The organism is Pseudoalteromonas sp. BZA4 (assembly GCF_040104395.1).
GTDB lineage: Bacteria > Pseudomonadota > Gammaproteobacteria > Enterobacterales > Alteromonadaceae > Pseudoalteromonas.
Genome location: NZ_JBECOT010000002.1, coordinates 176,488 through 202,046, shown reverse-complemented (window position 1 = coordinate 202,046; position 25,559 = coordinate 176,488). Strand labels below are relative to the sequence as shown.

Annotated in this window: 29 protein-coding genes; 11 read left to right on the top strand and 18 right to left on the bottom strand. The window is 41.4% G+C overall.

Annotation, left to right across the window (positions count from 1 at the left end; genetic code table 11):
* Positions 1-151: 151 nt before the first annotated feature.
* On the bottom strand, positions 152-478 hold the full coding sequence (locus tag ABMY41_RS01980) for a hypothetical protein (RefSeq protein ID WP_251598695.1): 327 nt from the start codon (positions 476-478) through the stop codon (positions 152-154).
* A gap of 281 nt (positions 479-759) precedes the next feature.
* Between ABMY41_RS01980 and dcd the strand changes: the two genes are divergently transcribed.
* Together dcd and ABMY41_RS01970 are read left to right on the top strand one after the other, a co-directional pair.
* Entirely contained in the window at positions 760-1,347 is a 588-nt protein-coding gene (gene dcd / locus ABMY41_RS01975; RefSeq protein ID WP_055021131.1) for a dCTP deaminase, read from the top strand.
* A 130-nt stretch (positions 1,348-1,477) separates the two neighbouring features.
* The gene (locus ABMY41_RS01970; protein ID WP_349274018.1) at positions 1,478-3,973 is read left to right on the top strand and encodes an EAL domain-containing protein; all 2,496 of its coding nucleotides are present in this window, start codon (positions 1,478-1,480) and stop codon (positions 3,971-3,973) included.
* Here ABMY41_RS01970 and ABMY41_RS01965 read toward each other — a convergent pair.
* Both ABMY41_RS01965 and ABMY41_RS01960 read right to left on the bottom strand, forming a co-directional pair.
* Positions 3,939-4,715 carry a CLCA_X family protein gene (locus tag ABMY41_RS01965; RefSeq protein WP_332393159.1) on the bottom strand — a complete coding sequence of 259 codons (777 nt, stop codon included), beginning with the start codon at positions 4,713-4,715 and terminating at the stop codon, positions 3,939-3,941. The genes ABMY41_RS01970 and ABMY41_RS01965 overlap by 35 nt on opposite strands.
* Positions 4,715-5,314, bottom strand: coding sequence for a tRNA-uridine aminocarboxypropyltransferase (locus ABMY41_RS01960; RefSeq protein ID WP_349274016.1), 600 nt, complete (start codon positions 5,312-5,314; stop codon positions 4,715-4,717). The genes ABMY41_RS01965 and ABMY41_RS01960 overlap by 1 nt, the downstream gene beginning before the upstream one ends.
* 129 nt (positions 5,315-5,443) lie before the next feature.
* Between ABMY41_RS01960 and ABMY41_RS01955 the strand changes: the two genes are divergently transcribed.
* A complete protein-coding gene (locus ABMY41_RS01955) occupies positions 5,444-5,788 on the top strand; it encodes an Hpt domain-containing protein (protein ID WP_251598701.1) in 345 nt (114 codons plus the stop codon).
* 93 nt (positions 5,789-5,881) lie between these two features.
* Entirely contained in the window at positions 5,882-7,099 is a 1,218-nt protein-coding gene (locus ABMY41_RS01950; protein ID WP_054552951.1) for a pyridoxal phosphate-dependent aminotransferase, read from the top strand.
* 25 nt (positions 7,100-7,124) lie between these two features.
* Here ABMY41_RS01950 and ABMY41_RS01945 read toward each other — a convergent pair whose 3' ends face one another.
* The 4 genes from ABMY41_RS01945 to ABMY41_RS01930 are packed head-to-tail and all read right to left on the bottom strand — an operon-like array spanning position 7,125 to position 10,025.
* Entirely contained in the window at positions 7,125-7,592 is a 468-nt protein-coding gene (locus tag ABMY41_RS01945) for a glycine zipper 2TM domain-containing protein (RefSeq protein WP_055021127.1), read from the bottom strand.
* Between the two features lie 12 nt (positions 7,593-7,604).
* Positions 7,605-8,216 (bottom strand): penicillin-binding protein activator LpoB, encoded by a 612-nt coding sequence (gene lpoB, locus ABMY41_RS01940; RefSeq protein ID WP_054561262.1) that lies wholly within the window; start codon positions 8,214-8,216, stop codon positions 7,605-7,607.
* Positions 8,217-8,226: 10 nt separating this feature from the next.
* Positions 8,227-8,652, bottom strand: coding sequence for a YcfL family protein (locus ABMY41_RS01935; RefSeq protein ID WP_054552954.1), 426 nt, complete (start codon positions 8,650-8,652; stop codon positions 8,227-8,229).
* A gap of 8 nt (positions 8,653-8,660) precedes the next feature.
* On the bottom strand, positions 8,661-10,025 hold the full coding sequence (locus ABMY41_RS01930; protein WP_349274015.1) for an adenine DNA methylase: 1,365 nt from the start codon (positions 10,023-10,025) through the stop codon (positions 8,661-8,663).
* A 137-nt stretch (positions 10,026-10,162) separates the two neighbouring features.
* Here ABMY41_RS01930 and ABMY41_RS01925 point away from each other — a divergent pair, with 137 nt between their 5' ends.
* The gene (locus tag ABMY41_RS01925; RefSeq protein WP_349274013.1) at positions 10,163-11,032 is read left to right on the top strand and encodes a DMT family transporter; all 870 of its coding nucleotides are present in this window, start codon (positions 10,163-10,165) and stop codon (positions 11,030-11,032) included.
* On the opposite strand, the gene ABMY41_RS01920 is transcribed toward ABMY41_RS01925, so the two are convergent.
* The 7 genes from ABMY41_RS01920 to ABMY41_RS01890 form a co-directional block, all read right to left on the bottom strand.
* The gene (locus ABMY41_RS01920) at positions 11,019-11,699 is read right to left on the bottom strand and encodes a M15 family metallopeptidase (protein ID WP_349274012.1); all 681 of its coding nucleotides are present in this window, start codon (positions 11,697-11,699) and stop codon (positions 11,019-11,021) included. The genes ABMY41_RS01925 and ABMY41_RS01920 overlap by 14 nt on opposite strands.
* A complete protein-coding gene (dapE, locus tag ABMY41_RS01915; RefSeq protein ID WP_166340707.1) occupies positions 11,696-12,826 on the bottom strand; it encodes a succinyl-diaminopimelate desuccinylase in 1,131 nt (376 codons plus the stop codon). The genes ABMY41_RS01920 and dapE overlap by 4 nt, the downstream gene beginning before the upstream one ends.
* Positions 12,826-13,170 (bottom strand): ArsC family reductase, encoded by a 345-nt coding sequence (locus tag ABMY41_RS01910; protein ID WP_054561266.1) that lies wholly within the window; start codon positions 13,168-13,170, stop codon positions 12,826-12,828. The genes dapE and ABMY41_RS01910 overlap by 1 nt, the downstream gene beginning before the upstream one ends.
* Before the next feature lie 5 nt (positions 13,171-13,175).
* Complete coding sequence (locus ABMY41_RS01905; protein ID WP_244269382.1) at positions 13,176-13,619, bottom strand: PTS glucose transporter subunit IIA; 444 nt, start codon at positions 13,617-13,619, stop codon at positions 13,176-13,178.
* Between the two features lie 57 nt (positions 13,620-13,676).
* Entirely contained in the window at positions 13,677-14,069 is a 393-nt protein-coding gene (locus ABMY41_RS01900) for an ACT domain-containing protein (RefSeq protein WP_054552960.1), read from the bottom strand.
* 209 nt (positions 14,070-14,278) lie between these two features.
* On the bottom strand, positions 14,279-16,435 hold the full coding sequence (gene pta / locus ABMY41_RS01895) for a phosphate acetyltransferase (RefSeq protein WP_349274011.1): 2,157 nt from the start codon (positions 16,433-16,435) through the stop codon (positions 14,279-14,281).
* 4 nt (positions 16,436-16,439) lie between these two features.
* Positions 16,440-17,654, bottom strand: coding sequence for an acetate kinase (locus tag ABMY41_RS01890; protein WP_175081776.1), 1,215 nt, complete (start codon positions 17,652-17,654; stop codon positions 16,440-16,442).
* 290 nt (positions 17,655-17,944) lie between these two features.
* Between ABMY41_RS01890 and yfbV the strand changes: the two genes are divergently transcribed.
* Positions 17,945-18,391 carry a terminus macrodomain insulation protein YfbV gene (gene yfbV, locus ABMY41_RS01885; RefSeq protein ID WP_130166284.1) on the top strand — a complete coding sequence of 149 codons (447 nt, stop codon included), beginning with the start codon at positions 17,945-17,947 and terminating at the stop codon, positions 18,389-18,391.
* On the opposite strand, the gene ABMY41_RS01880 is transcribed toward yfbV, so the two are convergent.
* Genes ABMY41_RS01880 through xthA form a run of 3 tightly spaced genes read right to left on the bottom strand, consistent with a single transcriptional unit; the run spans position 18,388 to position 20,638 of the window.
* Positions 18,388-19,185, bottom strand: coding sequence for a putative RNA methyltransferase (locus ABMY41_RS01880; protein WP_175081777.1), 798 nt, complete (start codon positions 19,183-19,185; stop codon positions 18,388-18,390). The genes yfbV and ABMY41_RS01880 overlap by 4 nt on opposite strands.
* Positions 19,182-19,832, bottom strand: a complete 651-nt coding sequence (locus tag ABMY41_RS01875) for an energy-coupling factor ABC transporter permease (RefSeq protein ID WP_175078162.1) — start codon at positions 19,830-19,832, stop codon at positions 19,182-19,184. Before ABMY41_RS01875 ends, ABMY41_RS01880 begins: the two co-directional genes overlap by 4 nt.
* Positions 19,829-20,638 (bottom strand): exodeoxyribonuclease III, encoded by an 810-nt coding sequence (gene xthA, locus ABMY41_RS01870; protein WP_054552965.1) that lies wholly within the window; start codon positions 20,636-20,638, stop codon positions 19,829-19,831. The genes ABMY41_RS01875 and xthA overlap by 4 nt, the downstream gene beginning before the upstream one ends.
* A 243-nt stretch (positions 20,639-20,881) precedes the next feature.
* Here xthA and ABMY41_RS01865 point away from each other — a divergent pair, with 243 nt between their 5' ends.
* The 4 genes from ABMY41_RS01865 (at position 20,882) to rluB (ending at position 23,631) form a co-directional block, all read left to right on the top strand.
* Positions 20,882-21,313 (top strand): hypothetical protein, encoded by a 432-nt coding sequence (locus ABMY41_RS01865; protein WP_054561271.1) that lies wholly within the window; start codon positions 20,882-20,884, stop codon positions 21,311-21,313.
* A gap of 206 nt (positions 21,314-21,519) precedes the next feature.
* The gene (locus ABMY41_RS01860) at positions 21,520-22,041 is read left to right on the top strand and encodes an EF-hand domain-containing protein (RefSeq protein WP_349274010.1); all 522 of its coding nucleotides are present in this window, start codon (positions 21,520-21,522) and stop codon (positions 22,039-22,041) included.
* A gap of 130 nt (positions 22,042-22,171) precedes the next feature.
* Positions 22,172-22,762 carry an SMC-Scp complex subunit ScpB gene (scpB, locus tag ABMY41_RS01855; protein ID WP_251598724.1) on the top strand — a complete coding sequence of 197 codons (591 nt, stop codon included), beginning with the start codon at positions 22,172-22,174 and terminating at the stop codon, positions 22,760-22,762.
* On the top strand, positions 22,759-23,631 hold the full coding sequence (gene rluB, locus ABMY41_RS01850; protein WP_055198703.1) for a 23S rRNA pseudouridine(2605) synthase RluB: 873 nt from the start codon (positions 22,759-22,761) through the stop codon (positions 23,629-23,631). Before scpB ends, rluB begins: the two co-directional genes overlap by 4 nt.
* Positions 23,632-23,725: 94 nt before the next feature.
* Here rluB and ald read toward each other — a convergent pair whose 3' ends face one another.
* Positions 23,726-24,847, bottom strand: a complete 1,122-nt coding sequence (ald, locus tag ABMY41_RS01845; RefSeq protein WP_349274009.1) for an alanine dehydrogenase — start codon at positions 24,845-24,847, stop codon at positions 23,726-23,728.
* 142 nt (positions 24,848-24,989) lie between these two features.
* On the opposite strand from ald, the gene lrp reads away from it, so the two are divergent.
* The gene (gene lrp / locus ABMY41_RS01840) at positions 24,990-25,469 is read left to right on the top strand and encodes a leucine-responsive transcriptional regulator Lrp (protein WP_130051721.1); all 480 of its coding nucleotides are present in this window, start codon (positions 24,990-24,992) and stop codon (positions 25,467-25,469) included.
* Positions 25,470-25,559 lie beyond the last annotated feature (90 nt).

Here is a 25,559-nt window from a genome sequence, read left to right as displayed (position 1 = left end):
GACGGTATGTCAGGCACCAAGAAAAGGAAGAGGTGCAAGAGCAGGCGCAGTTAACACTGCAGTAAACAACGCCCCCTTCTAGGGGGCTAATGCAAAGCCACCTTCTTTAGAAGGTGGATCTTTTACTTTAAATCTGATAATTAAGACGTTTTTAAAGAGGCTTCTTGCGATAAAGTAAGTAGCCAAAAAAATAGCAGAAAATAGCAATGCCAGGATTAATTAATAAATTAGGCATGAACACAATATCGGTTTCACCAAAACAGTAGAAGTAAAAGGCAATAGTAAGTAATGAAGGTAGCGGGAAAAAGAACGTTTCGTTAGCAACTAAGCCCACCACCGACCAGCTAGTTAATAGTAGTGAACCGACAAAAACGAGAAAGCCATGCCATAAATCGTGCTTTTTAGCATAGTGTTTGGCTATTAAAATTGCGACAACACATGCTGGCAATGTTATTACGGATAAAATAATGTAATCCATAACAACTTATCCTCATTCTCCCTGTAATCGCGTAATTAAAACAAACCTTAGCATCTCAGTTAAATCAGAAATCACTGATCTTATAACCTGAGATGACTTACCTTATTTTGTTGAGAATAATTCGCGCAACACGCTGATGATTTGTGTAATATATGCCACACTATATCCACTCCATTTGGCTTTACTGATTCACACTCGACTTTTGTTGTGTTTCAACTAGAGCTTAGCGTGTTTTTTCAGCTTAAAATCATATGTTTAAGTTGTTTTAGGTAGAATAATAAATGAGATTATCAGATACCCATATTCAGCAGTATATTGACGAAGGCCGCATTGTTATTGAGCCAACACCGAGTAAAGAAATGATTTCAGGTGTGACGGTAGACTTGCGTTTGGGCAACAAGTTTCGAGTTTTCCAAGATCATACCGCAGCCTATGTTGACTTAAGTGGTCCAAAAGATCAGCTTAACAAGGCGATGGAATCAATTATGAGTGATGAAATTGTGCTTGCTGAAGAAGAAGCATTTTTCCTTCACCCAGGTGAATTGGCACTGGCTATCACCCACGAAAAAGTTACATTACCAGCAGATATTGTTGGTTGGTTAGATGGTCGCTCATCGTTAGCACGTCTTGGTTTGATGGTTCATGTAACAGCACATCGTATTGATCCAGGCTGGTCTGGTAATATCGTGTTAGAGTTTTATAATTCAGGCAAATTGCCATTGGCTTTACGCCCAATGATGAAAATTGGTGCTATGAGCTTTGAAACCATGACAAGTCCTGCTGAAAACCCATACAACGTTCGTAAAGACGCAAAATATAAAGATCAAAATTCGGCAGTAGCGAGCCGTATTAGTGATGACAATAAATAACTCCAGTTTATGTGGCCTTAGTGCCACATAATATATTTTCGAACTTTTTACCTAATTTAGTTCACTATAATTGGCAATTTAAGCTTATCGGTCCCATACTTTTAGCTGGTGTTAAAAGCACGGAGCTAAAATGCACATTGTTGGCAAGCAAGTTAATTGGATTATCACAAAGCTGCTCATAATATTGAGTTGTGTATTGATACACTGCACCAGTGTTTTTGCTGCCAGTGATGATTTGTCTGTTTGGTTGCTTGATTCAGAACAACCACTTGCCAAACTTAGCCAATCTCTTGAAGTATCGTTACAAAGCGCAGAAAAACTAAATGCGCTTGAAACAAGCTCGGTCCGCCTTACAGCTAAAACATCCCATTGGCTAGTCATCGATTTATACCAACTACCCGAAAATAAAAACTATGTTGTTTTTCTTGGCGAACCCAATTTAAGCTGGGCTAAGTTTTATCTTTTAGATGAAAACTTTCAGGCTACTAGTAATCAACGACTCGCTTCACTAGAAAGTTTATCGAATGTTCGTCCTCATTGGTTGATTGAGCATAGCCAAGGACATCGCTGGGCTTTAGTTAACTTTGTGCATGATAGGGCACTGACGATAGAAGTTGGGGTGGTCTCTGCTAAAACTTTTGAAACCAATTTACATCAAATAATTTTAAGCTATGGCGCAATTTTAGGCGTGCTAATTTTATGCATGTTCGTGTGCGCAGTATATTTCTTTGTCTCTCAGCAACTAAAGTATATGGTGTTAAGTGCCTACTTTTTGCTTGTTACGGTCGGATTTCTCATAGATAACGGTTTAATCAACTATCTAGTTGATGGCTTAGAATGGGAAGCAAAATGGCCGGTTAATGAATTTGCACTGTGTTTTGTTAGCTACTTTTTATATCATTTTTTAGCCATTCATACATACAAACCTCTTTTTCAAAAAGCATGGCAAGCAATGATTGCATGTTTGCTAATTGCAGCTTTACTTTCATCAATTCAACCACAGTTCAATCACCAGTGGTTATTTATCGTTTCTTGCGTTGGATTCTTGAGTTTTGCTGGTGCTCTATTTTTTAGTTTAATGGGGCGTAAAAATAGCCGAACCCACCTACGTGTTTTTATGCTTTTAACTATTGTTATTCAAGTGCTGAGTCTAGTTATTTGGAATGGATTTGGGATTGGTTATCATGGTGTCCATAACACCATATTGCTGCTCACTTCGTTGGCGATATGTTCCGTACTGTTGTTAAAAGATCGCCAGCAAATATCAGCATTTAATTATTCTATGCTGCATGATGCAGATACTAAACTGCCAAATAAGCAATTTTTGCTCGCGCAGATAGTGAAAAAAGTTTCGCAGAAACAACACTTCTCAGTTTTATTATTTAAGGCTCATGTACTTTCAAATGCCCGTTCTACCTTTGGCTTTGAACAGGCCAATATTTGTATCAATGAAAGATTAAGTATCTTAAATACTCAGTTGCAGAGTATGAATGCACTAAAACTTGAAATCCAAACCAGTAGAAGTGCTTGGCTTGCACATGTTGATGATAACACATTTGGTTGTCTAATAATGGGAGAGCTTGAACTAAGTCACATTGAGCAGTTTGCATGTTTGATCCATGGTGTGTTTGAAGAAGGGCTCACCCATGAAGAAATTAATTTAGTCGACAGTGTTGATATCGGCGTTGCTTATTACCCAATGCACGGTAATACCGCGAAACAAATTTTCCAATGTGCGATACAAGCAATGTCTGAAAAGCGTTTACAAGGTGAGCGTTGGCGCATGTTTGATTCAGAAACTGCACGCCTGTCTGAGCAAAGGTTATCGATTGCTGCTGCGCTCAAAACTGCGATTGATGAGAACCAACTCAGCTTACACTTTCAGCCACAGATTTGCTTAAAAGCAGGCAAAGTTGTTGGCTGTGAAGCATTACTGCGTTGGCAGCATCCCGTATTTGGTGCAGTAAGCCCTGATGTGTTTATTCCAATTGCAGAGTCAGCCGGTGTGATCAATCAGTTAACTGAATGGGTTGTTGAAAGAGGCATTGAGTGGCAAGCAAAGTTTTGCAAACTGATACCCGATCACGTTATTTCTATTAATATTTCAGCAAAAGATTTATTAAATAAAGACTTACCCGTGCTGTTAATCACTATTTTAAATGAGCAAAAAGTAGCGGCTGAATCTGTGATGTTGGAGCTGACAGAATCAGCCACTTTAGAAGAAAGTAAAAAAATTAAAGCGACACTTGATGACTACCGTTTAATCGGCTTAAAGCTTGCAATTGATGATTTTGGTACTGGCTACTCATCGCTTGCCTATCTGAGCCAGCTAGGCTTTGATGAAGTTAAAATAGATAAACAATTTGTGTTAAACCTGCCATTTTCAGTTAACGATCAGAGTATCTGCCGGGCTACCTGTGATATCGCCACTACTTTGGGTGCACATGTTGTTGCTGAGGGTATTGAAGATGAGCAAAGCCTAGCAATGCTGCAAAGTTATGGCTGCCAATTTGGACAAGGGTATTATTTTTCAAAACCGCTTTGTGCAGATGATTACTTAACTTGGATAAGCGAGGTGCAGAAAGTTGAAATTAGCCTTGATGCAACAGCGAACCTAACTGATTAAAGTAATTCAGCAGTGCTGAAAAGCAGCGCATTGTATGCTGCTCATCTGGGTAGATTAAGCCACTTGTCGATAACCCACTCACTAAAAAGCTATTTTTTATATCAGGGTGCATGGCAATGCACTTTTCAAAACAGCGAGCCGCTAGTTCTTCAGGCATACTCATATAAAGTTGCTTTACTTGCCTATCAAAAGCGATAGATTGCTTCACGAACGCATTTGGGTTTTCACCTGAGGAGTCTAAAAATACCTGATGATAAAACTCATTTAAGCGCTGATTAAGTGGATGGCTTAAATCCGGTGATTGTTCGAGCCACAGTGCTGAGCAAAATTGCATACTCTTTCTGCCTTTGAATAAATGCTGACAAATATGGTGATCAAACGCATGAAACCATTCATGGGCGAGAGCGCCTCCGCCGGCATTTTTTGCAAGCGCAAGGGTTTGGCTGTGAGCATTGTAATGAGCCTGCACACCTTTTTGGCCACCATGACCAAAGGCAAAATTAAGCTTACCCCTAAGGCCAATTGCCGTTGGGGGTAAAGCCAGTATTTGCGCAAGATCAGCTAAGGCATCGTAAATTAAATTCGCCGCTAATAGCCGCTCTTGCTTATTAACCCAATTGCCAACCACCATGGTACGAAAACCAAAGGTATCGCGAATATCGACAAAATCAACCTGATCATCAAAGCGATAATCTGGTCCTTGACGATGAAAACCCGCGCTAAGTCGTTTTGATACACGCATTATAGATAGCGTGCCTTAACATCATCTGGCATATGCTGGGTTTGCTTATCGACCAGTGCTGCTAATAATTTGTATAACGGTGTTACATCAAGGCTTTCAATTAATTTAAGGCTATGAGCAACAGCTTCTAAAGTTGACAAACTATCTGCTCGAGGTGCTTTACGGATGACGTATTTGTTTTGTGGTACTTGCTTAAAACTCACGGCTTGAAATGCGTGGAGGCTAGGAGTTAATTGCAGCATTTTGTAGGCTTTTTTCCATGTACCATCTATCACGATTAAATGAGTTAAAGACTGTTTGAAAGCATCTGTAGTGGCCGTGTGTTCATCTAAACATAATGCATTATCAGCAGGATAGAGTACCGCTGTTGTTTCTTTTGGCAATGTTGCAAGCTGTAAAAAGTCTTGTTCTGACTCACCCGCAAGGATCTGGCAATTATCTAAGCCTAAATTCAGTAAATTAGCGGTGTTTTTAGTAACTTTTTCCTCATTAGGGTGGCGTAATATAATGATTTTTAGTCTATTATTGATTATGCTTATTGAATCACATAAACAGGTTTTAACTGAAAAGCCACAATGTGAGCACAATTCTCTAGCCATACGAACTCAGGTGTAAATCAAAACTATGCCTAGTATACATGAGCTTAACTCGCAAAGCAGGTTTGCTTTTTAGCTATGAACGGCTAAAGTTGCGATTTATATAATTACGTTTTTGATTAAGGGATAAAGATGACGACAATCACAATTGATGAGAGTGCACTTGAAGGGATGGAATCACTTTTAGGTGACCAATTTGCCGACACCTTGACCTTTTGTTGTAGTGAATTTCAGCGTTTAGGTTCTGAAGTACTTGCAAATCTTGGTTCAGATAACGAAGCAGCTGCAAGGCATGCACACAGCTTAAAATCAAATGCGGCTCAATTTGGTGCCGCGAGTTTATCATCGCTTGCTCAAGAAATTGAACTGACCCTAAACCAAGGCGATGTATCTACTGCACAAGAAAAATCACAAACCCTTGATGAACAAGTTTCAGGTTCTGTAGAAAAATTACAAGCTTGGTTCGCTACTCGCTAAAAACTTGAATTTATTTCAGTTATAACCGCAAAAATCCTCTGGCATGGTACCCCTTTACTGGGGTAGTCTTAAGGCTAATTAGTAGAGGTAACCATGTCACAAATCAAAAAGAGTCACAAACTAGACGGTGTCTGTTATGACATACGTGGGCCTGTGCTTGCACAAGCTCGAAAAATGGAAGACGAAGGGCAAAAAGTATTAAAGCTAAACATTGGCAATCCAGCTGCCTTTGGCTTTGATATGCCTGAAGATATGCACAAAGATATCATCCGTAACTTATATTCAGCCCAAGGCTACTGTGACTCTAAAGGCCTCTACTCAGCCCGTGTGGCTGTCTATCAACACTATCAGCAACGCGGATTATTTAATCTTGATGTCGATAATATTTATATCGGCAATGGGGTCAGCGAATTAATTCAAATGACCACACAAGCATTACTTGATAATGACGATGAAGTGCTTATTCCTGCACCGGATTATCCGCTATGGACTGCATCGGTTAAATTAGCAGGGGGTAACCCTGTGCATTATCTATGTGATGAAGAACAAGATTGGTTCCCTGATATTGCTGATATTAAATCGAAGATCACCTCAAAGACCAAAGCGTTGGTGCTTATAAACCCGAATAACCCAACAGGGGCGGTGTATAGTGATGATCTGTTGATGGAACTTATCAATATTGCTCGCGAGCACAAGTTATTGTTACTGAGCGATGAAATTTACGAGAAAATCTTGTATGACGGTGTCAGCCACAGCTCGATTGGTGCGCTGTGTGATGATGTGCCAATTATCACCTTTAATGGCCTAGCAAAAACTTACCGCGCTGCGGGATTGCGTATGGGCTGGATGGTGTTAAGCGGTCGTACTAGCATGATGGACGACTTAAGCCGTGGCCTAGATATGCTGGCATCAATGCGCTTATGTGCCAATGTGCCTGCTCAGTATGCTATTCAACAAGCTTTAGGCGGTGTGCAGTCAATCGATAACTTGATAAACCCTGGTGGTCGATTGTATGTGCAGCGTGATATTGCATGGCGTGGTTTAAATGCCATTGATGGTATTAGCTGTAAAAAGCCTAAAGGGGCACTTTACGCTTTTGCGAAAGTGGATACGGCGCACTTTAACATTAAAGATGATGAGCGCATGATTTTAGATTTACTCAAAGCTGAGAAAATCTTATTAGTGCATGGTCGCGCATTTAATTGGCCTGATCCTGATCATTTCAGATTGGTATTTTTACCAAACAAAGATGATTTAACAGAAGCCATGAGTAAGATGCAGCGATTCTTCGCTGATTATCGACAAAGCTAAAAAAAGCGAGCCGAGGCTCGCTTTTTTAATAAGCTTTATCAACACGCACCGTGTTATCGGTGAGGTAGACCAAACGTACTTTATCACCTTGGTTAAACAGCATTTGGTTGTCTTTATCTTGCACAACCATAAATTGTTCGCCGCTTTCTACTTTGATCATTAATTCAACGAGCTGATACTGTATAACGCGACTGTTTTGTTGGCGGTTGTGGGCAACAGAGCCACCAATCATCGAACCTAAAATGGTTGCTACAGTGCGGCCACTGCCGCCACCAAACTGATTACCGATAACACCGCCAATTAGCGCACCACCAAACGTTTCCCAGCCGTTGGTTTTATCTCTGACCAGCTCTTGTTCAGTAATTGTTCGCACTGACTGTACTGAGCCAAACAACACCTGTTGTACAGGTACTGCTTTGTTACGCTGATAGTCAGCATAACTTGGCGAGCTAAGTAATAAACAGCTTGCTAGGATTGCTACTAGGTATTTCATAAACCCTCCTGACTACCAGCCAAAAGTTGATTTCTCACGTGTTTTACGGATTTCAGTTTCATCAGCCCACTCAACTAGGCCGCTTTTTAAATCCATTAAACGCATAGTGAATTTATAATACACATCAGCCTTGTCAGCATTTGATTTAACAATGCTCGATAAGTTGCCGTATAACATATATTGCGCACCAACTTGCTGGCCAAAGGCAATAGCGGTATTTGGATTTACAAGTGGGTCAACGTTTTGGAAATTAAGTTGCTCGCGCACAGCTTCAACGCGGGTCATATCAACAAAGCGGAACTTACCACTGCGTAATAACTGTGTTGAGATTGAATCAGTAATAGATTCAGTATCAATATGCTCGCTCGTTTTGTTTTTAATACGCTCAACAAACACGATAGGGCGGGTATTTGCTGTCATGGTGCCAACCACAGGTGAAGCAAGTAACGAGTCTGTCATTTGGCTTGCTACTTTTTGTAGATCCGTTGAGCCAAAGTTGATATCTGTGGTTTCAACAGCTTGCGCATCACCATAGCTAACAACGGCTTTATTAGCACAACCAGACAGCAATAAAGCGCTTGTCATTGCAACGGCCGCAGCCGACTTAACAGAAAGTAATTTCATTGTAGTATCCTTAATCTTCAAATTCTTGTGCTTCTGTTGACACTTCACGCACTGCAAGCGAGAAGGTGACAGCATTTGCTGTCGGGGCTAGGCCCGGTAATTGGGTCTTAGCAAATCCAAATAATGTAATAGGTTGCCAAGGTGAGTGGTTGCCGCGAATAACAAAGCCATCAGCGTCATACCAAGTAAATTGATACTGTAAGTATTGAGACTTTTTGTACTGGCTTGCCAGTGTCACAACAACATCTGTTAAGCCATTTGTTTGGCGTGTTTTTACATCTGTAATGGCTAATTTCTTGCCAAGTTCAGGGTTATTAACAATCAGTTGTTGGTTATACTGTTGTGATGCCTGCTCAACACCAATGCCAGAAGTGGTAGGGCGTGAGGAGCAAGCCGCAACAAGTAAAATGGTTAATAGTGGCACTAAGTATTTCATCATTGCTCCTAGAGTTGTACGACATGTGTGTCGTAGTAGTTATTTATAGAGGTTAGAAAAATCAAGGTTAACCCTTGCTTACTAACCGTAAAATCAATATCGCCATGCCCTGGCACGGTTAAAGCGTGCTGACCTGCTGGCATCGCGTGCTGAGCAATACTCAGTTGACTTGGTAAAGTCGACCAGCTTCGCGTATCAGCCTGCTCTGATGCAATGTTATAAATATTCGCTAAAATATTACCGACATCGCCGCCGCTTCTTGCCAATTCTGCGCGCATCTTTTCTTTTGCTACCAAACGCATTACTTGGCGGGTTATTCTGCCAGCACTTTGATCTTTTAACGTCTTTGCAGCCAACGCTTCAAGCCTAACAATGGGCGTCAGTGGCAAATTTTCCCCGCCGAGACTCACGGTTTTATCACTGCCCGCATAAGGCGCATCGCGATAAACTGGCATGGCAATACTGTAAAAGCGAGCATCACCACGGGAGGTATAAATGGGTAATCGTAAATGAAACTCTTGCCTTGCTGGTATCAACCCTTGCTCTGCAATTACAATTACTTGGCCCGTGTTTGCTTGAGTCTGCTTTAGCTTGCCAAAGCGTTTGCTAAATTCTTCAAAGTCCTGATCAAACCCTTGTTTTTTGGCAAGGCGTAACACTGTTTGCTGTAAGTAGCTATTTTCGCTATTTATTTCGAGTGCTTTTTTATAATCGATATAGGCATCATCAAACTGTTTATCTGCCTCATAAAGTAGGCCAGACAAATAAAACGTAAAGGCATTTTGAAAGCCATTTTTGACATTACCAATTAGCTCGGCCATATCAGGGTAGCCTTCGGCTGCCTTTTCTGCTTGTTCATCAAGTACAGCTTGGTTGTCTTTTAGTGCATCTTCTTGCACTTTATTAGCACGCCTAACTTCAACTAATGCAGATTCAAGTTGTTTATTAAATACATAACTCAGTGCTTTGTAGCTATGCAGCATGGTCATTTCATAGGCTGCTGGCTCATAACCAATCACTGAGTCATTGGTTAATAATGAATTTGTTTGCTCAAGGCCTGCACTTAGCTGTACTTTGGCTGCTTGGCGCTTTTTTTCCATATTTTGATAAACAGCTTCAAAGGTCTCATTGGCCTGAGAATTTTGTTTAGCCAAAAACTCAAGACGGGCCGTTTCAAGCTGATTTAACAAATAGTTACTATGGCCTCGGCTGTTACTTGGCAAAAGCTGCTGAGCACTTGCTATGTTATTTTGAGAAACAGCTTGGCGCACAGGTCTTAGCTGCGTCGCATAATCTTGGAATAGATCAGTAATACCTATGGTACTGCAACCAGATAACAGTAAAGCAGCCCCAATAAATAAACGTCGATGCACTGAACACTCCTTTTAAACAATGTACTGAGATTAGCATACGAGGCTTAACCTTCTATGATAAATTATGTAAAAAATCGTAAGTTAATTGTCTAATTTTAGGTCTTATCTTTTTTAAAACCAAAAGGATAACTCATTTGTTGAGCACCATACTGTATACCTTGATTGCACTTTGTGCGTTTGCAGCTAACTCTTTGCTGTGCCGGATGGCATTACAAAGTGGTGATATTGATCCGTTAAGTTTTACTGCTATTCGCTTAGCCAGTGGGGCATTTATGTTGCTTGGCTTACTTTTATGGCAAACAACTTTATTGAGATCAAAATCACAATCAGCACAACCTTTAACCGATAAAGGTAACAATATCAGTGCCCTTAGTTTATTTGTTTACGCGCTGTGCTTTTCAGTTGCCTATGTTGATTTAAACACAGGCACAGGCGCACTTATCTTATTTTCAGCAGTACAGTTAACCATGATAGGCCATAGTGTTTTAAATAAAGAACCACTCAGTAAAGTGCAGTGGGGGGCTTTGTTTGTTGCTTTTGCGGGTTTTATTTACTTAATGCTGCCCTCAGCCACAGTGCCTTCTTTCATACCAGCAATGCTTATGGCGTTAAGTGGCGTGGCATGGGGTATTTACAGTATTCGCGGAAAATCATGCAGCTCACCGTTGCAAGCAACCAGCTTTAACTTTCTAAGAAGTTTAATACTCGTGCCAATTTTAGTGTTTCTAGCCGTGGTTGATTGGCAAGGTATTACTGCGAGTGGGGTTTATTTAGCGATAGCCTCTGGAGCGCTTGCATCTGGGCTTGGCTATAGCATTTGGTACATTGCACTACCTAGGCTTAAAAGTAGCCAAGCAGGGGTAGTGCAGCTAACCGTGCCTGTGCTTGCCACATTAGCTGGGGTGGTGGTTTTAGATGAGCAATTAACAGCGCGTTTAGTTTTAGCCAGCGCCTTAATTCTTGGCGCTGTACTGGTGTTTTTAATGGCTAAAATTAGGACGTATTAATATTTAATACGTAGCGTTCATACAGAGTGTTAAGTTCAGCTAGTATCGCTTGCTTGCCGCTAAGCTCACTTTGTTCAATACATTGCTGTAATGTTGCAACTGACAAATGCTCCATCATCTTTGCAGATACACCAATATGGCTGATATGCCAAGGCTCAGGGGCAACCCCACCTTTGTAATCTTTATAAGGGCGATAAAAACCATACTTTTCTAGGTTATCGTCAAGCCATGCAGCAAGCTTGGCAAAAGGCCCTGTGGGTGAATACTCATCAGGCGTTAATTGCAGCTGGTAATCATCGTCAATAGGGCGGGTATCGTAAATGTCGAGGTCGGTACCAAAGTGGTGTCTGCTTGCCCCTGGAAGTGCCGAGTAAAGCATAATAGCATGGCACTTTTCAGTATCACTTAGGCTTTCTAAATCTACCGTTTGTTGCTCAAGGGTGTAAACCGGTCGAAGGCCCTGAAATTTAGCATTCCAAATAGCACTTTGACGATGAAAGTCACGAAAGCTTGAGGCAATTGTCAGATCGATACCAGCTTCTTTTGCTCCTTGCTGCAGAGCTAAAAAATCATTAACAATATCACGATGCAAGCGATGATTTTGTAGCTCAACTAAATGTGAGCTACTTAACCCCGTGGCGCATTGTTTAAGCTCGGTTTGGTTCATGTAAGCAGTTGCTCTAAAATGACTTCGTAAATATCAGCTAGTTGAATTAAATCATCCGTGCTAACACATTCATCTACTTTATGAATAGTTTCATTACGCGGACCAAGCTCAATGACCTTGGCACCCGTTTGTGCGATAAAACGACCATCAGAAGTACCGCCGGTGGTTTCAAGAGCGGTGTCGCGTCCCGTCACCTGCTTAATAGCGTGCACGGTGGCATCAACTAACGGGCCATGATCGGTTAAAAACGGCAGTCCATTGACAATCCAATTTAGCTCGTAATTCAGGTTATGTTTCTCAACAATTTCTACGACTCGCTGTTGTAGCTGTTGGTGAGTTACTTCGGTGCTAAAGCGAAAGTTAAATTGAATTTCAAGCTCACCTGGGATCACATTACCGGCACCAGTGCCACCGTTAATATTCGAAACCTGAAAGCTCGTTGCAGGGAAAAATTCGTTACCTTGATCCCACTCGGTTTGACTCAGCTCAGTTAACGCAGGAGCAGCTAAATGAATTGGGTTTTGCGCTAAATGCGGGTAAGCAACATGGCCTTGCACACCTTTAACAGTTAAAAAGCCAGTTAAAGAACCGCGACGACCATTTTTTACTACATCGCCAAGTACATCACGTGAAGATGGTTCGCCAACTAGGCATAAATCAATCTTCTCACCACGTGCTTCAAGAGTGTCGATAACACGGGTTGTGCCGTTGATAAACGGGCCTTCTTCATCAGAAGTAATTAAAAACGAAATTGACCCTTTATGATCTGGGTGTTTAGCCACAAAACGCTCTGTGGCAACCACCATAGCAGCTAAAGAGCCTTTCATATCGGCTGCGCCGCGACCATGTAACATACCGTCTTTTACCAGTGCAGAAAAAGGCGGGTGCTGCCAATTTTTTTCAGGACCTGTTGGTACAACATCAGTGTGACCAGCAAAACAAAAATGCGGTGACGCATCGCCCTTACGAGCCCAAGTATTCAAGGTATCAGTGAAAAACAGTGATTCAATATTAAAGCCTAGTTTTTCAAGGCGTTCGTTCATTAACGCTTGGCAACCAGCATCTTCAGGCGTTACTGATTCACGCTGAATAAGCGCTTGAGCAAGTTCAATAACAGGGTGAGTCATTAGGCAAAGATCTCATCGTATTGAGCTGCTTTAAAACCTAAGTGGTATTGGCCGTTATGCACAAGTACCGGGCGCTTGATCATCGCAGGTTGCTCAACCAGTAATGCTAATGCAGATTCTTTATCTAGGTTTTGCTTTTGCTCATCAGATAATTGACGGTAAGTTGTGCCGCGTTTATTAACTAAATCTTGCCAATCAATGTGCGCTGCAAATTCGTTAACTAGCTCAGCACTAATGCCGTCTTTACGGTAATCATGGAAAGTAAATTCTTGATTGTTATCAGTTAAATATTTCTTGGCTTTTTTGATTGTATCGCAATTGCTGATACCGTACATGATAGTCATAAATTCTACTTTTTAGTTACAGTGAGTAATGTGTCTACCCCAGCAGTGACCTGAGATAGTGAATAATATAGGGGTCCAAGGTGTTGGCTATTGAGAACGCACAGTGTGCCAAGCATAGGGCTGCTCAGCTCGCGTAAATCAAAATAGGCTAATCGTTCACCTTTGCTAATTTTACTGCCGTTTAATTTAGCAATATTGGTGTGATTGATATGTTCTTCAACCGATGAAAACGATAAGTTTAATAAAACTTTTAAACCGTTTTTTGCCTGTAAGATGTATTCTTTACCGGCATTTTTAACTTGTAATAGGGTGCCATCGAATGGCGCGATGATGTTGTGGCTAGTTAGTTCAACACTAATGCCTGGGCCAAGGGTGGCAAAACGAAAAAATGGCTCAGGATGCTCGTTAATGCTTTTTACACGCCCGGTAAATGGGCTTTTAATGGCCATGCAGCGCGCTTTTCTGAGGCTGCGTTCGGGTAAGTATTGAACTTCGTTAGTCATGACTTATTTAACATCACCTAGCACATGGTAACCGTCTTTTTTCAGGGCTGTAATAGCTTTTGCCATACTTTGCTTTTTCACCAATACATAATCGGTATCGTAGGTTGATAAAGCAAAAATCGAAATCGACGCTTTTGCTAGCACGCCAGAAATATTCGCCATAATACCAGTTAACGAAAAACCAAGTGGGCCAATGACTTCCAGAGCTTGCCAGTCGGTTTCTTGATCAAGACTGTCGAGTTGGAAACTACTAGGGCAGACAATAGACAGCTCATCAGCCGTTTTTGCAATAAAGAAAATAGCTTGTTGGAGTAAGGCAGGATCAATTGTCGCATCGACATCTAAACTATGAATGGTAAGTTCTTCACTATGAAGTTGTAACGTTTGTTTTGACATCTGCGATCCTATCTTTGAAGCCTTTGAATTTATAGTATAGGTAAACAAAGTTAAGATAAAGCGCAATAATTTTGATTGCTGAGGTTTTACTCAATATCGCTGTTGAGGTTGTCCACAGAATCTGTGGATAAATATGGGAATAGGTCAGTATAAAGAAGCTAATAGGCTAATTTATAAAGGTTTTATAAATTAGCCTAAATTTTGAAGGGTTAATTTTGTAAGCTTTCAACTTGCTTAGCTTGAATCGCTGTAAGGGCAATGGTGTAAACAATATCGTCTACTAATGCACCACGACTCAAGTCATTTACTGGCTTACGCATACCTTGCAGCATTGGGCCAATACTAATTAAATCGGCACTACGTTGTACGGCTTTATAAGTTGTATTACCGGTATTTAAATCTGGGAATACAAACACTGTTGCTTTACCTGCAACCGGGCTGTCAGGTGCTTTTTTAAGTGCTACGTTTTCCATAATTGCAGCATCATACTGAAGCGGGCCATCAATTACTAAATCTGGGCGCTTTTGCTGGGCAAGCTTAGTGGCTTCACGCACTTTTTCTACATCAGCACCTGAACCCGAGGTACCCGTACTGTAGCTTATCATTGCAACACGAGGTTCAATACCAAACGCGGCCGCTGAATCCGCTGATTGAATCGCGATATCGGCCAGTTGCTCTGCTGTTGGATCAGGGTTGATAGCACAGTCACCGTATACCAGAACTTGATCAGGTAACAACATAAAGAAGACTGATGATACCAACGATGAACCTGGTGCAGTTTTAATTAACTGTAGCGGTGGGCGAATCGTGTTGGCTGTAGTGTTAACAGCACCCGACACTAGGCCATCTACTTTGCCTTGCTCAAGCATCATAGTACCAAGCACCACGTTATCAAGTAATTGCTCTTGGGCAACCACTTCTGTTAAGCCTTTGTTTTTACGAATTTCGACCATAGGCGCAACGTAGTCGTTGATCACATCACCTGGCTCAATAATGGTTACATTATCGTTTAGCTCAACACCTTGTTGCTCAGCAATTCGTAAAATCTCTTCTTTGTCACCAAGTAGGATTGTTTTTGCAATGCCACGTTGACCACAAATTGCTGCGGCTTTAATCGTGCGCGGCTCATTACCTTCAGGTAAAACAACCGTTTTCTTCGCTTGACGGGCTTTATCTGTCAGTAAGAAGCGAAACGCTGGCGGAGACATTTTACGAGTACGACCAACACTTTTTGCAAGGCTGTCTAACCAGTCAGAATCAATGTTACTAGCGTTGTGATCTTTTACTTTATCGATACGTTGGTCATCATCACACGGTACTTCCATATTGAAGTTGTGCAGTAATAAAGACGTGCGCCATGTATCTTCTTGTGTTGCCAGAATCGGCAGGCCGGTATTCATAGCTTGTTCGCACAATTTCATGATGCGATCTTCAGGCTTAAAGCCACCGGTTAATAAAATAGCCCCAAGCTTGGTACCATTCATAGCCGATAAACAAGCGGCAACGAGTACATCAGAGCGATCGCCCGGAGTGACCAGTAATGCACCTGGGGTAAAGTGGCTTAAAATATTCGATACAGTACGAGCACAGAAAGTAACGCGACGTAAACGACGGTGAGCCATGTCGCCTTCGTTAATAACTTCAGCCTTTAGGTATTCACATAAATCACGCACACGTGGCGCTACTAGGTCGAAATCCCACGGGATTGAACCTAATAACTTAAATGGGTGTTTTCTGAAAATAGGCAGTGATGCTAAACGGTTTAATTCGTTTTCAAGTTGCTCAGGCTCATGGGCTTCAACAAGGTCTGCACGTGCGCGACCTTCGTCATCTAAAGGTGCATTAACTTTGTTGAAAATACAGCCTAACACGCGAGGGTGGTTAACACCGCCATAGTTGCCTGAGGCAATTTCTAAACGGTCTTCAATTTGGTCGTTGCTATCGTTACTAGGCGTTAAAACAAAAACAATATCAGCACCCAGTGTTTGCGCGATTTCACGGTTTACACGGCCTGCATAAGGCTGGCGGCGTGTTGGCACCATACCTTCGATAATAGCAATTTCGTCTTCTTTAATGGTGCTTTCAAAGCGCTCTACGATTTCTTCTAGTAAATCGTCGCCTTTACCATCACCAATCATTTGCTCTGCATAGCTAAGCTCAAATGGTGTCGGCGGATTAATTGGCGAGCCATGGGTGACAATTTGCGTCGACTTTTCAGGACCTGTATCGCCAGAGCGTGGCTGTGCAATTGGCTTGAAAAAGTTCACTTTAAGCGCTTTTTGCTCAAGCGCACGCACTAAACCAACAGATACAGATGTTAAACCAACCCCAGTCGAAATAGGGATCAACATAATTCTACGTGCCATTTACTTAACCCTCCTTTGCAATGCGGGCTGCATCGTTAGCAATAACCCATTCTTCGTTAGTCGGGATCACAAACGCTTTAGCATGCGCTTGGCCTTTTGAAATTAAGCCTTCTTTACCAAAACGTGCCGCTAAGTTTGCAGCTTCGTCACACTCAAGGCCTAAAAAGCCTAATTGAGTGATTACTTTGTCACGAATGATATCTGAGTTTTCACCAATTCCACCGGTGAAAATAAGTGCATCAAGGCGTTGTACTGGCACCAAGAATGCGGCGATTTGTTTTGCTAAGCGGTAGCAGAAAATATCGAGTGCAAGGTTCGCTTGTGGGTGGCCCTCAACGGCGGCTTCTTCAATAGTGCGACAGTCATTTGATAATTCACTAATACCTAACAAACCACTTTGCTTATTAAGTAAATCATCAATTTCTTGCACTGAATAATTTAGTTGCTGAGTTAAAAACGTGAATAAACCCGGGTCGATACTACCACTGCGGGTACCCATCACTAAGCCTTCGAGCGGTGTAAGGCCCATACTGGTATCAACACTCTTACCATCTTTAATCGCACATACAGAACAGCCATTACCTAAATGTGCACTGATCACATTGGTTTGCTCGCGCTCTTTGCCTAATAATTTTGCAGCTTCACCTGCAACATAATAATGGCTCGTGCCATGGAACCCATAACGTCTTACGCCGTGCTCTTTATAAAGCGAGTAAGGTAGGGCGTATAAGTAAGCAAGATTTGGCATGCTTTGGTGAAATGCCGTATCAAACACAGCAATTTGTGGCAGCGCTGAGAACGCTTGCTGTGCAGTACGAATGCCCAATAAGTTGGCAGGGTTATGAAGTGGTGCAAGTGCCGCTGTTTTTTCGATAGCTGCAAGTACATCATCGTCAATAAGCACAGATTCAGTGAAATGCTCACCACCGTGCACAACACGATGACCCACAGCAATTAAATTATCTGCAAGGTCTAGCTCATTAACTAGCTTCACAAGCTCAGCAATTGCTGCATCGTGGGCTTGGCCCTTTGCAAGCTCAATAAGTTGTTTTTCACCATTATATTTATATTTGATTGAAGGCGTATCTGAGCCAAGGCGCTCAGCTAAACCAGAAATAACTTCGTCAGAAGTGGCGGCATCTAAAATGGCAAATTTTAAACTTGAACTACCACAGTTAAGTACTAAAACATGTTGTGGTGAGCAAAGGGGCGTCGACATAGCTAGGTCCTAAAAGTACGATATCAGTCAGTGTATATTAAGGCTTGATAATTAGAATTCTTTGCCAGTATAGTAAATAAGTATTTTGTTGCTACACTTAACAAAGCTAGGCTGTAATTATACTAAAGTCTGGTTGACTTAAGCCGATAACATTTTATCTCATTTAGACTTTAAACGTTAGTCTCCTAACCATTAATTTGGTATTAAAACTAGGACAGGTTTTGCAGGGATTGTATCCGGGAGTGTGTTACACTCGGTTGTGAAACAAGTTGAAAACCCTAGGAGTGATGATGCAAAAAGGTGTCATGTCACAAGTGCAAACAGGTCGTCAGTACGCTAAAAAATGGCCGATGCGACAAGAGCTCGCTCCATTGTTTGCCGAATTTAGAGTGATCAAGGCCACTGAACTGGCAATTACAGTGATGCCAATATTGGCAATGCTGACCGTTTTTATGCAAGTTAATTACTTAGGTAGTGATTATTTTCCACAAGCTATCACTATCGCGCTTTTCTTTTTATCACTACCACTTCAAGGTTTGTTGTGGCTAGGCCGCCGTGCAGAAACCCGTTTAGAGCCAGCAATGCTAAGTTGGTACACAGAGCTGCACAGTAAAATGAAGGCGCATGGTTATCAGTCACAATTAACGACTGAAAAACCACGCTACACTGACTTAGCTCAATTATTAAAAGATATGTTCGAAAAAATGGATAAAGCCTTCACTAAAGAACACTTCTAATTGCGAACAAACTGGCTCACATAAAACGATAACGTTACTTTTTGTGGGCCTTGTTGCTCTATCTGCTGCCAATGCTCTGGGCGAAACTTCCACGCAAACGGCGTCATCATAATTAAATGTTTTATCTCATCGACAGACAACAGCACTTGTTGCTCTAACAAGTTTATCGACTCTTTGCTAAAGCCTGCTGGTGGTTCTATCTCTGTATGCGGTTTTACATCGGCATAAATAAACGCTTTTAACTCTTTAAGATGCCAAGGGCCAGGGCTTGCAACAATTAAACTAGCTTGCGGTTTGGCAAGGCGAGCAAGTTCTTGTGCAAATAAAGGGGCAAACACACTAACAAGCACATCAGCCTGCGCATCTGCAAAAGGGGCTTGGCTAATCGACGCGACACTAAAATGCGCATTTTCGTAACGCTTAGCGGCGTATTTTACCGCGGGCTTAGAAATATCAACACCATATACATCGGCACTCGACTGCGCTGCAATAGCTTGCGTGTAAAAGCCTTCACCACAGCCTAAATCAATCACTGAACTTGGTTCGAGAGAGGCCACTAGCTCTGCTAAAGCTTGCTGTAAAAACAAATAGTGCCCGGCACTTAAAAATGAGCGGCGTGCTTGCACCATTTCAAGGTTATCGCCCGGTTGTTTCGACTTTTTATTTTGCACGGGAAGTAAATTGACATAACCCTCTTTGGCGATATCAAAACTGTGGTTGTTGTCACAACGGTAAGTTTTGTCGTTTAGAGTAAGTTCAAGTTTGCAAAGCGGGCAGTGATAGTGAAGACTCATGAGTCTAAATAGTCCTTATCATAAAAGGTTTTAACCCAATGAGGGCGATAGGTGATCATCAAGGTAATGGCCATGCCATTGAGCATTGCTTCAGGAAACCAAATTATGGCACACAGGATCAGATAGTTTTCTGAAATCTCAATAAAACTGTAATCACCAAGCAAGTAATAAAACACACCGCTGGTAAGTATTTTAATACAGGCGATAACAGCAGCGGTTAAAAACGCGCATAAAAAGATATAAATAAAAAAGTGTCTCGGCAGGTAGCTATAGCAAAGCACAAAACACAAATAGCTCAATGTTATTGGTAAAAAAGCAGTAAACAATAAATGCACTGGCAGTATTGATACTGGCAACTGAGCGACTAATACCAAGAGTAAACTTGCAAGAAGGCTTGCAAAAATTGCCAGTCGCCAACCTAAAATTAGGGTCACTGCAGTGACCCCCAAAATATGCAATTCGAGGCCAGGTAATATCCCCGCTTTAATGCGCCACAGTACCGCAAGTACAAGGGCACATGCGAGCACACCCACTTGTCTTATCGGTGTTGCCAGCAAATGTGACAGGCTTTGTTTATCAAAGCTGAGCCAAAGTATTATAGCCACACAGCTCCACAATGGGAGCTGCCATTGCATAGTGTCTATCATGCGTTAAATGTTGACCAAATTGGCGCATGATCAGATGGTTTTTCGATACCACGCAATTCGTAATCGATACCAGACTCAACACAACGCTCAGCAAGAGCAGGGGTTGCTAAGATCACATCAATACGCAGACCGCGGTTGTCATCAAAACCTTTAGAGCGGTAATCAAACCAAGAATATTGCTCGGTTTTTTCTGGGTAAAGTTCACGGAAGGTATCTTTAAAGCCCCAGTTTAATAACGTGCTTAACCATTCACGCTCTTCAGGTTGGAAAGAACACTTACCTGTTTTTAACCAGCGCTTACGGTTTGGTTCACCAATACCAATATCGAGATCGGTTGGTGAAATATTAATATCGCCCATCACAATAACATCTTGCTCTGGCGTGTGGTTATCTTCTAAGTGAGTCATTAAATCTTTATAGAATTGACGCTTATAAGGGAATTTGGTTTCGTGGGCAATATTATCCCCTTGCGGGAAGTAGCCATTCATCACCGTTAGGTCACGACCATTTTCTTGTGTCACGGTAACACTGATCATACGACGCTGTGATTCGTCGGTATCGGTTGCAAAGCCTTTAACTACTGATTTCGGCTCTTGTTTACATAACATAGCCACGCCGTAATGCGCTTTTTGACCATGAAAATAAACGTGATAACCCATTTTTTGCACATCTTCGAGAGGGAAGGCCTCATCATGTACTTTGATTTCTTGTAAGCCAATAATATCTGGTTGATGTTTATCAATTACGGCTTGCAATTGGTGTAAACGAGCGCGCAGGCCGTTAATGTTAAATGAGATTACCTTCATGGTGCACCTATTATTTTTGTTTCAGTGTTTAGCGCAATTCTATCATCAAACTAGGGCTTATTCATGAGCTAATTACGAAAATCAAATTGGGTAAATGTTGATCAATTGCTGCTTAATTTAAAAACATTGTTAACTCACTATTAATTATTAAATTAAATAAATAATTCAGTTGATCTACTGATTTTTGTTTATATAATGCGCGCAAACCATCCGTTCATATTATGTACTATTTAAAGGTAAACCATGAAAAAACAATTAGTGATGCTTTCTCTTGCATGTATCTCATTTGGCTCATTAGCAAGCAACCCGCACTACTTTTCAGCTGATAACCGTATTGAATCAAAGTTATGTAGCTTAAGTGCGAACGAAGGGTTTACCGCTGCACGTAAAGAAGCAGCAAAGCATGGCATTTCAATGTCACGTTTTTCAAAAAGCATTTTATGTAACGGTACTGACATCCGTGAAATTGCTAAAAAAGCACAATCACAAGAAGCAGCAAAAGCAGCTGTTGAAGTGTTTGCTAAAAATGAGCAAAAAGAAACTCAACTTTGCATCACTGCACTTAAAAAAGGTTTAACACCTGTGCGTGAAAAAATTGGTAACTTAAATACGTTAAAATGTAATGGCGAAGCAGTAACAGACTTCGTTAAGCGTTACCAAAACGCAGCTATCTAATAGCAGCATTTTTGTTATTTGTAAAAAGCGCTCTTCGGAGCGCTTTTTTTATGAAAAAATTACAGTAATCCATGAAAAGCTTGCTAAATCATAGGCTTAACACCAACTTAACCAGGCTGTAAGTGCTTGATTTTAGCCAATAAGGCATTTTGGCATTCAACTTGTAACATTCGAAGTGAATCTAATCGACTACAAGGAAATGTCTTATGAACAAGTTAACTTTAGCATCAACAATTTTAGCAGCACTAAGTCTTTCAGCATGTTCTGCAAGTAACTCTTTAGCAAAAATCGACAGTGATTTTGGCAGCCTAGATAATGACAATGACGGTTATATCTCTAAGGTAGAAGCTGACGATGATGCTATTTGGGATCATTTTTCAAATATCGATACCAATATGGATGAGCAAATCAGCCGTACTGAATTTAATGCATACATGCAGCTAAATACAGGCAAAGTGGCAACTGATAGTGAGGTATCTGAATCAGCATTTAAAGCTGAAATCGCTAAATTTGACCCAATCGAAAATGACTTTAAATCGTTAGATAACGACAAAAATGGTTATGTTTCTATTGAAGAAGCCGATGACGACGGTATCGCAAATCACTTTGGCTATATGGATATCAACAAAGATAAGCGTGTAAGCCGCACTGAGTTTGTTAATTACATTAGCAAATATGGCAGCGACGTTGCCGAAGATGATGCCCTTGAAATGGTTAAAAATAGCTAATTTCAATATTCATTCATAAATATCCCCCAAAGCCAGTGTTTTACACTGGCTTTTTTACAATAATTTTTCCAACCTTGGCCGACTTCTGTCATAATAGAGCGTTAGTGATTTAAAATGACCTTTAGTAGCGATGGCCACAAAACGTATCAGTGATGAACAGTTAGTCGAAATCATAGAAGCCGCGATTTTTGTTGCTGGAAAACCTGTGTCTAAACGTCATTTAAAAGAGACAGTATTAGCTGATTTAAGCGTTTCTATGCCGCGCATTAATAATGCAATTGAACAAATTCAAACGCATTATCAAACCCGAGGCATTAAGCTTGTTGCGGTAGGCAGCGGTTACAGGTTTCAAGCCTGCGCTAGTTTAGCGCCTTGGCTGGCAAACTTATGGCAAGAGCGCGCACCTAAATACTCACGAGCACTACTAGAAACTTTATCCTTAATTGCTTATAGACAACCTATTACCCGTGGTGAAATTGAACAAGTACGGGGGGTTTCTGTTGGCTCAGGAATTATTAAAACCTTATTAGAAAGAGAGTGGGTTAGAGTTGTTGGCCATAAAGAGGTGCCTGGGCGCCCAGCGTTGTATGCCACAACATCCGCTTTCTTAGATTATTTTTCATTAGCTGGTTTAGATGAATTACCGCCGTTACCTGAACTTCAGGAGAGTAAAATCAACCAGTTATTGAGCGATCCTTCTGTGAGAGAACTATCTGAATGAGTAATGTAGAAACTGAAAAGTTACAAAAAGTATTAGCCCGTGCTGGCGTGGGTTCACGTCGTGAAATGGAAAAGTACATCGATGCCAACCGTGTGAGCGTGAATGGTAAAGTGGCACGTTTAGGCGACCGTGTTGAAGCAACCGATGTAATTCGAGTTGACGGTCACGTAGTAAAAATTGAAGACAAAGCTGACCGTATTTGTCGTGTACTTATGTATAACAAACCAGAAGGCGAGCTATGTACACGTAAAGACCCGGAAGGCCGTCGTACGGTATTTGACCGTTTACCACGTGTTGATGGCGAACGTTGGATTGCAGTTGGCCGACTAGATATAAATACCGCTGGTTTAATGCTGTTTACTAACGATGGTGAACTTGCTAACCGTTTAATGCACCCAAGCTACGAAGTAGAGCGTGAGTACTCAGCTCGTGTGTTTGGTGAAGTAACTAACGAAACGCTACGCACTTTAACAAAAGGTGTTGAGCTTGAAGATGGTCCTGCAAAATTCTTAAACATCAAACCTATGGGTGGTGAAGGTATCAACCGTTGGTTCAATGTGACTTTAACAGAAGGTCGTAACCGCGAAGTACGTCGTTTATGGCAATCACAAGATGTTGAAGTATCGCGTCTTATCCGTATTCGTTACGGTAAGTTAGAGCTTGATAAGCGCTTGCCACAAGGTGGTTGGGCTGAACTTGATTTAGACACGGTTAACTATTTACGTAAAACAGTGCAACTAGGCCGCGAAACGCAAACTAAGCTGTCGGTTATTCCTGAAAAGCGTAAAGACAAGCGTGCCAAAATTAACCAAATCCGTAAGGCGGTTAAAAAGCACAATCAACGCGCTAAACAAACTAAGCGTCGTTAATCAGAAATATAATTGTTTGCAGATAAACTAATTTATTTGCAAACAGGCATAAAAAAAGCAGCGATATCGCTGCTTTTTTGTTTCACAATGCTAATTAAGCATTTTCAACTGCTGTACGTGGGTCAACATATTCCATGTTGAAAGCTTCAGCTACTTCTTTATAAGTAACTTTACCTTTGATCACGTTTAAGCCTTTTAAGAAGTTTGCATCGTCAAGAAGCGCTTTCTTATAGCCTTTGTTAGCAAGGTTGATGATGAACGGTAATGTTGCATTGTTAAGTGCGAACGTAGAAGTACGTGGAACAGCACCAGGCATGTTAGCAACACAGTAGTGAACAACGTCATCAACGATATAAGTAGGATCAGCGTGTGTTGTCGCTTTAGAAGTTGCGATACAACCACCTTGGTCGATTGCAACGTCAACGATTGCAGAACCAGGCTTCATTGCTTTGATGTGCTCAGCTGTTACTAGTTTAGGCGCTGCTGCACCTGGGATTAGTACGCCACCGATCACAAGGTCAGCTTCTAGTACGTGTTTTTCTAGTGCGTCAGCAGTAGAGTAGATAGCTTTAACTTTATTACCGAACTGTGCGTCTAATGCACGTAGTACGTCGATGTTACGGTCAAGAACAACAACATCAGCACCTAGGCCAACAGCCATTTGCGCTGCGCTACGACCAACCATGCCGCCGCCGATAACAACAACTTTAGCTGGCTCAACACCTGGTACACCACCAAGTAACATACCACGGCCGTGGTTTGATTTTTCAAGCGCTTGTGCACCTGCTTGGATAGACATACGACCAGCAACTTCACTCATAGGAGCAAGAAGAGGTAAACCGCCACGTGAATCAGTTACTGTTTCGTAAGCGATACATACTGCGCCACTTTTAACTAGGTCTTCAGTTTGTGGAAGATCCGGTGCTAAGTGAAGGTAAGTAAATAGAATTTGGTCTTCGCGTAACATTGCACGCTCAACAGCTTGTGGCTCTTTTACTTTAACGATCATTTCAGCTTTAGCAAAAACTTCTGCTGCTGTTGGTAAAATTTCAGCACCAGCTGCAACATAATCTTCGTTAGTGAAGCCAATGCCCATACCAGCATCAGTTTCAACAAACACTTGGTGGCCATGGTTTACTAGTTCACGAACACTCGCAGGAACCATACCTACACGGTATTCATGGTTTTTGATTTCTTTAGGTACACCAATAATCATAGTTTTTCGCCTTAATAGAACGGGATAAAATTTTTGACTATTATATTCATGACCAGCCAGTGTGTCTCACCTTTTTTAAGTGGTATTCTAGTGATATAATCTAAAAATATATTTTAAACAGTGCAAAACTCTGGTTTGGCTTATGCATCAATTACTCGACAGAATAGACCGTAAAATTTTAATGGAATTACAGCACGATGGTCGGATCTCTAACGTAGAGCTGGCAAGGCGTGTAGGGCTAAGTGCCACCCCTTGTTTGGAGCGGGTAAAAAAGCTAGAAAGAGAGGGTTATATACTCGGATATAAAGCAGTAGTGGATCCTGCTAAACTTGGCCAAGGTTTGTCGGTTTATGTAGAAGTAACCATCACTAAAACCTCACCAGATGTTTTCGAAGAGTTTAACGCTGCAGTTAAAAAGCACGACGAAATAATTGAGTGCCATCTAGTGTCGGGTAATTTCGACTTTTTATTAAAAACACGTGTAAATGATATGTCGGAATATCGTAATGTACTGGGTGATATTCTACTAAAACTGCCAAATGTCAGTGAAAGCCGAACTTATGTGGTAATGGAAGAAGTAAAAGGTGAAGAAGGGGTCATTATTCGCCCATATATTGCCTAAACTGTTAAAATACATATTGAGTAACAAAAACTTGTTCATTATCAGTCCATCAAGGCTAAGATAAAGTGCATCAAACGGCATTTCCTGCTA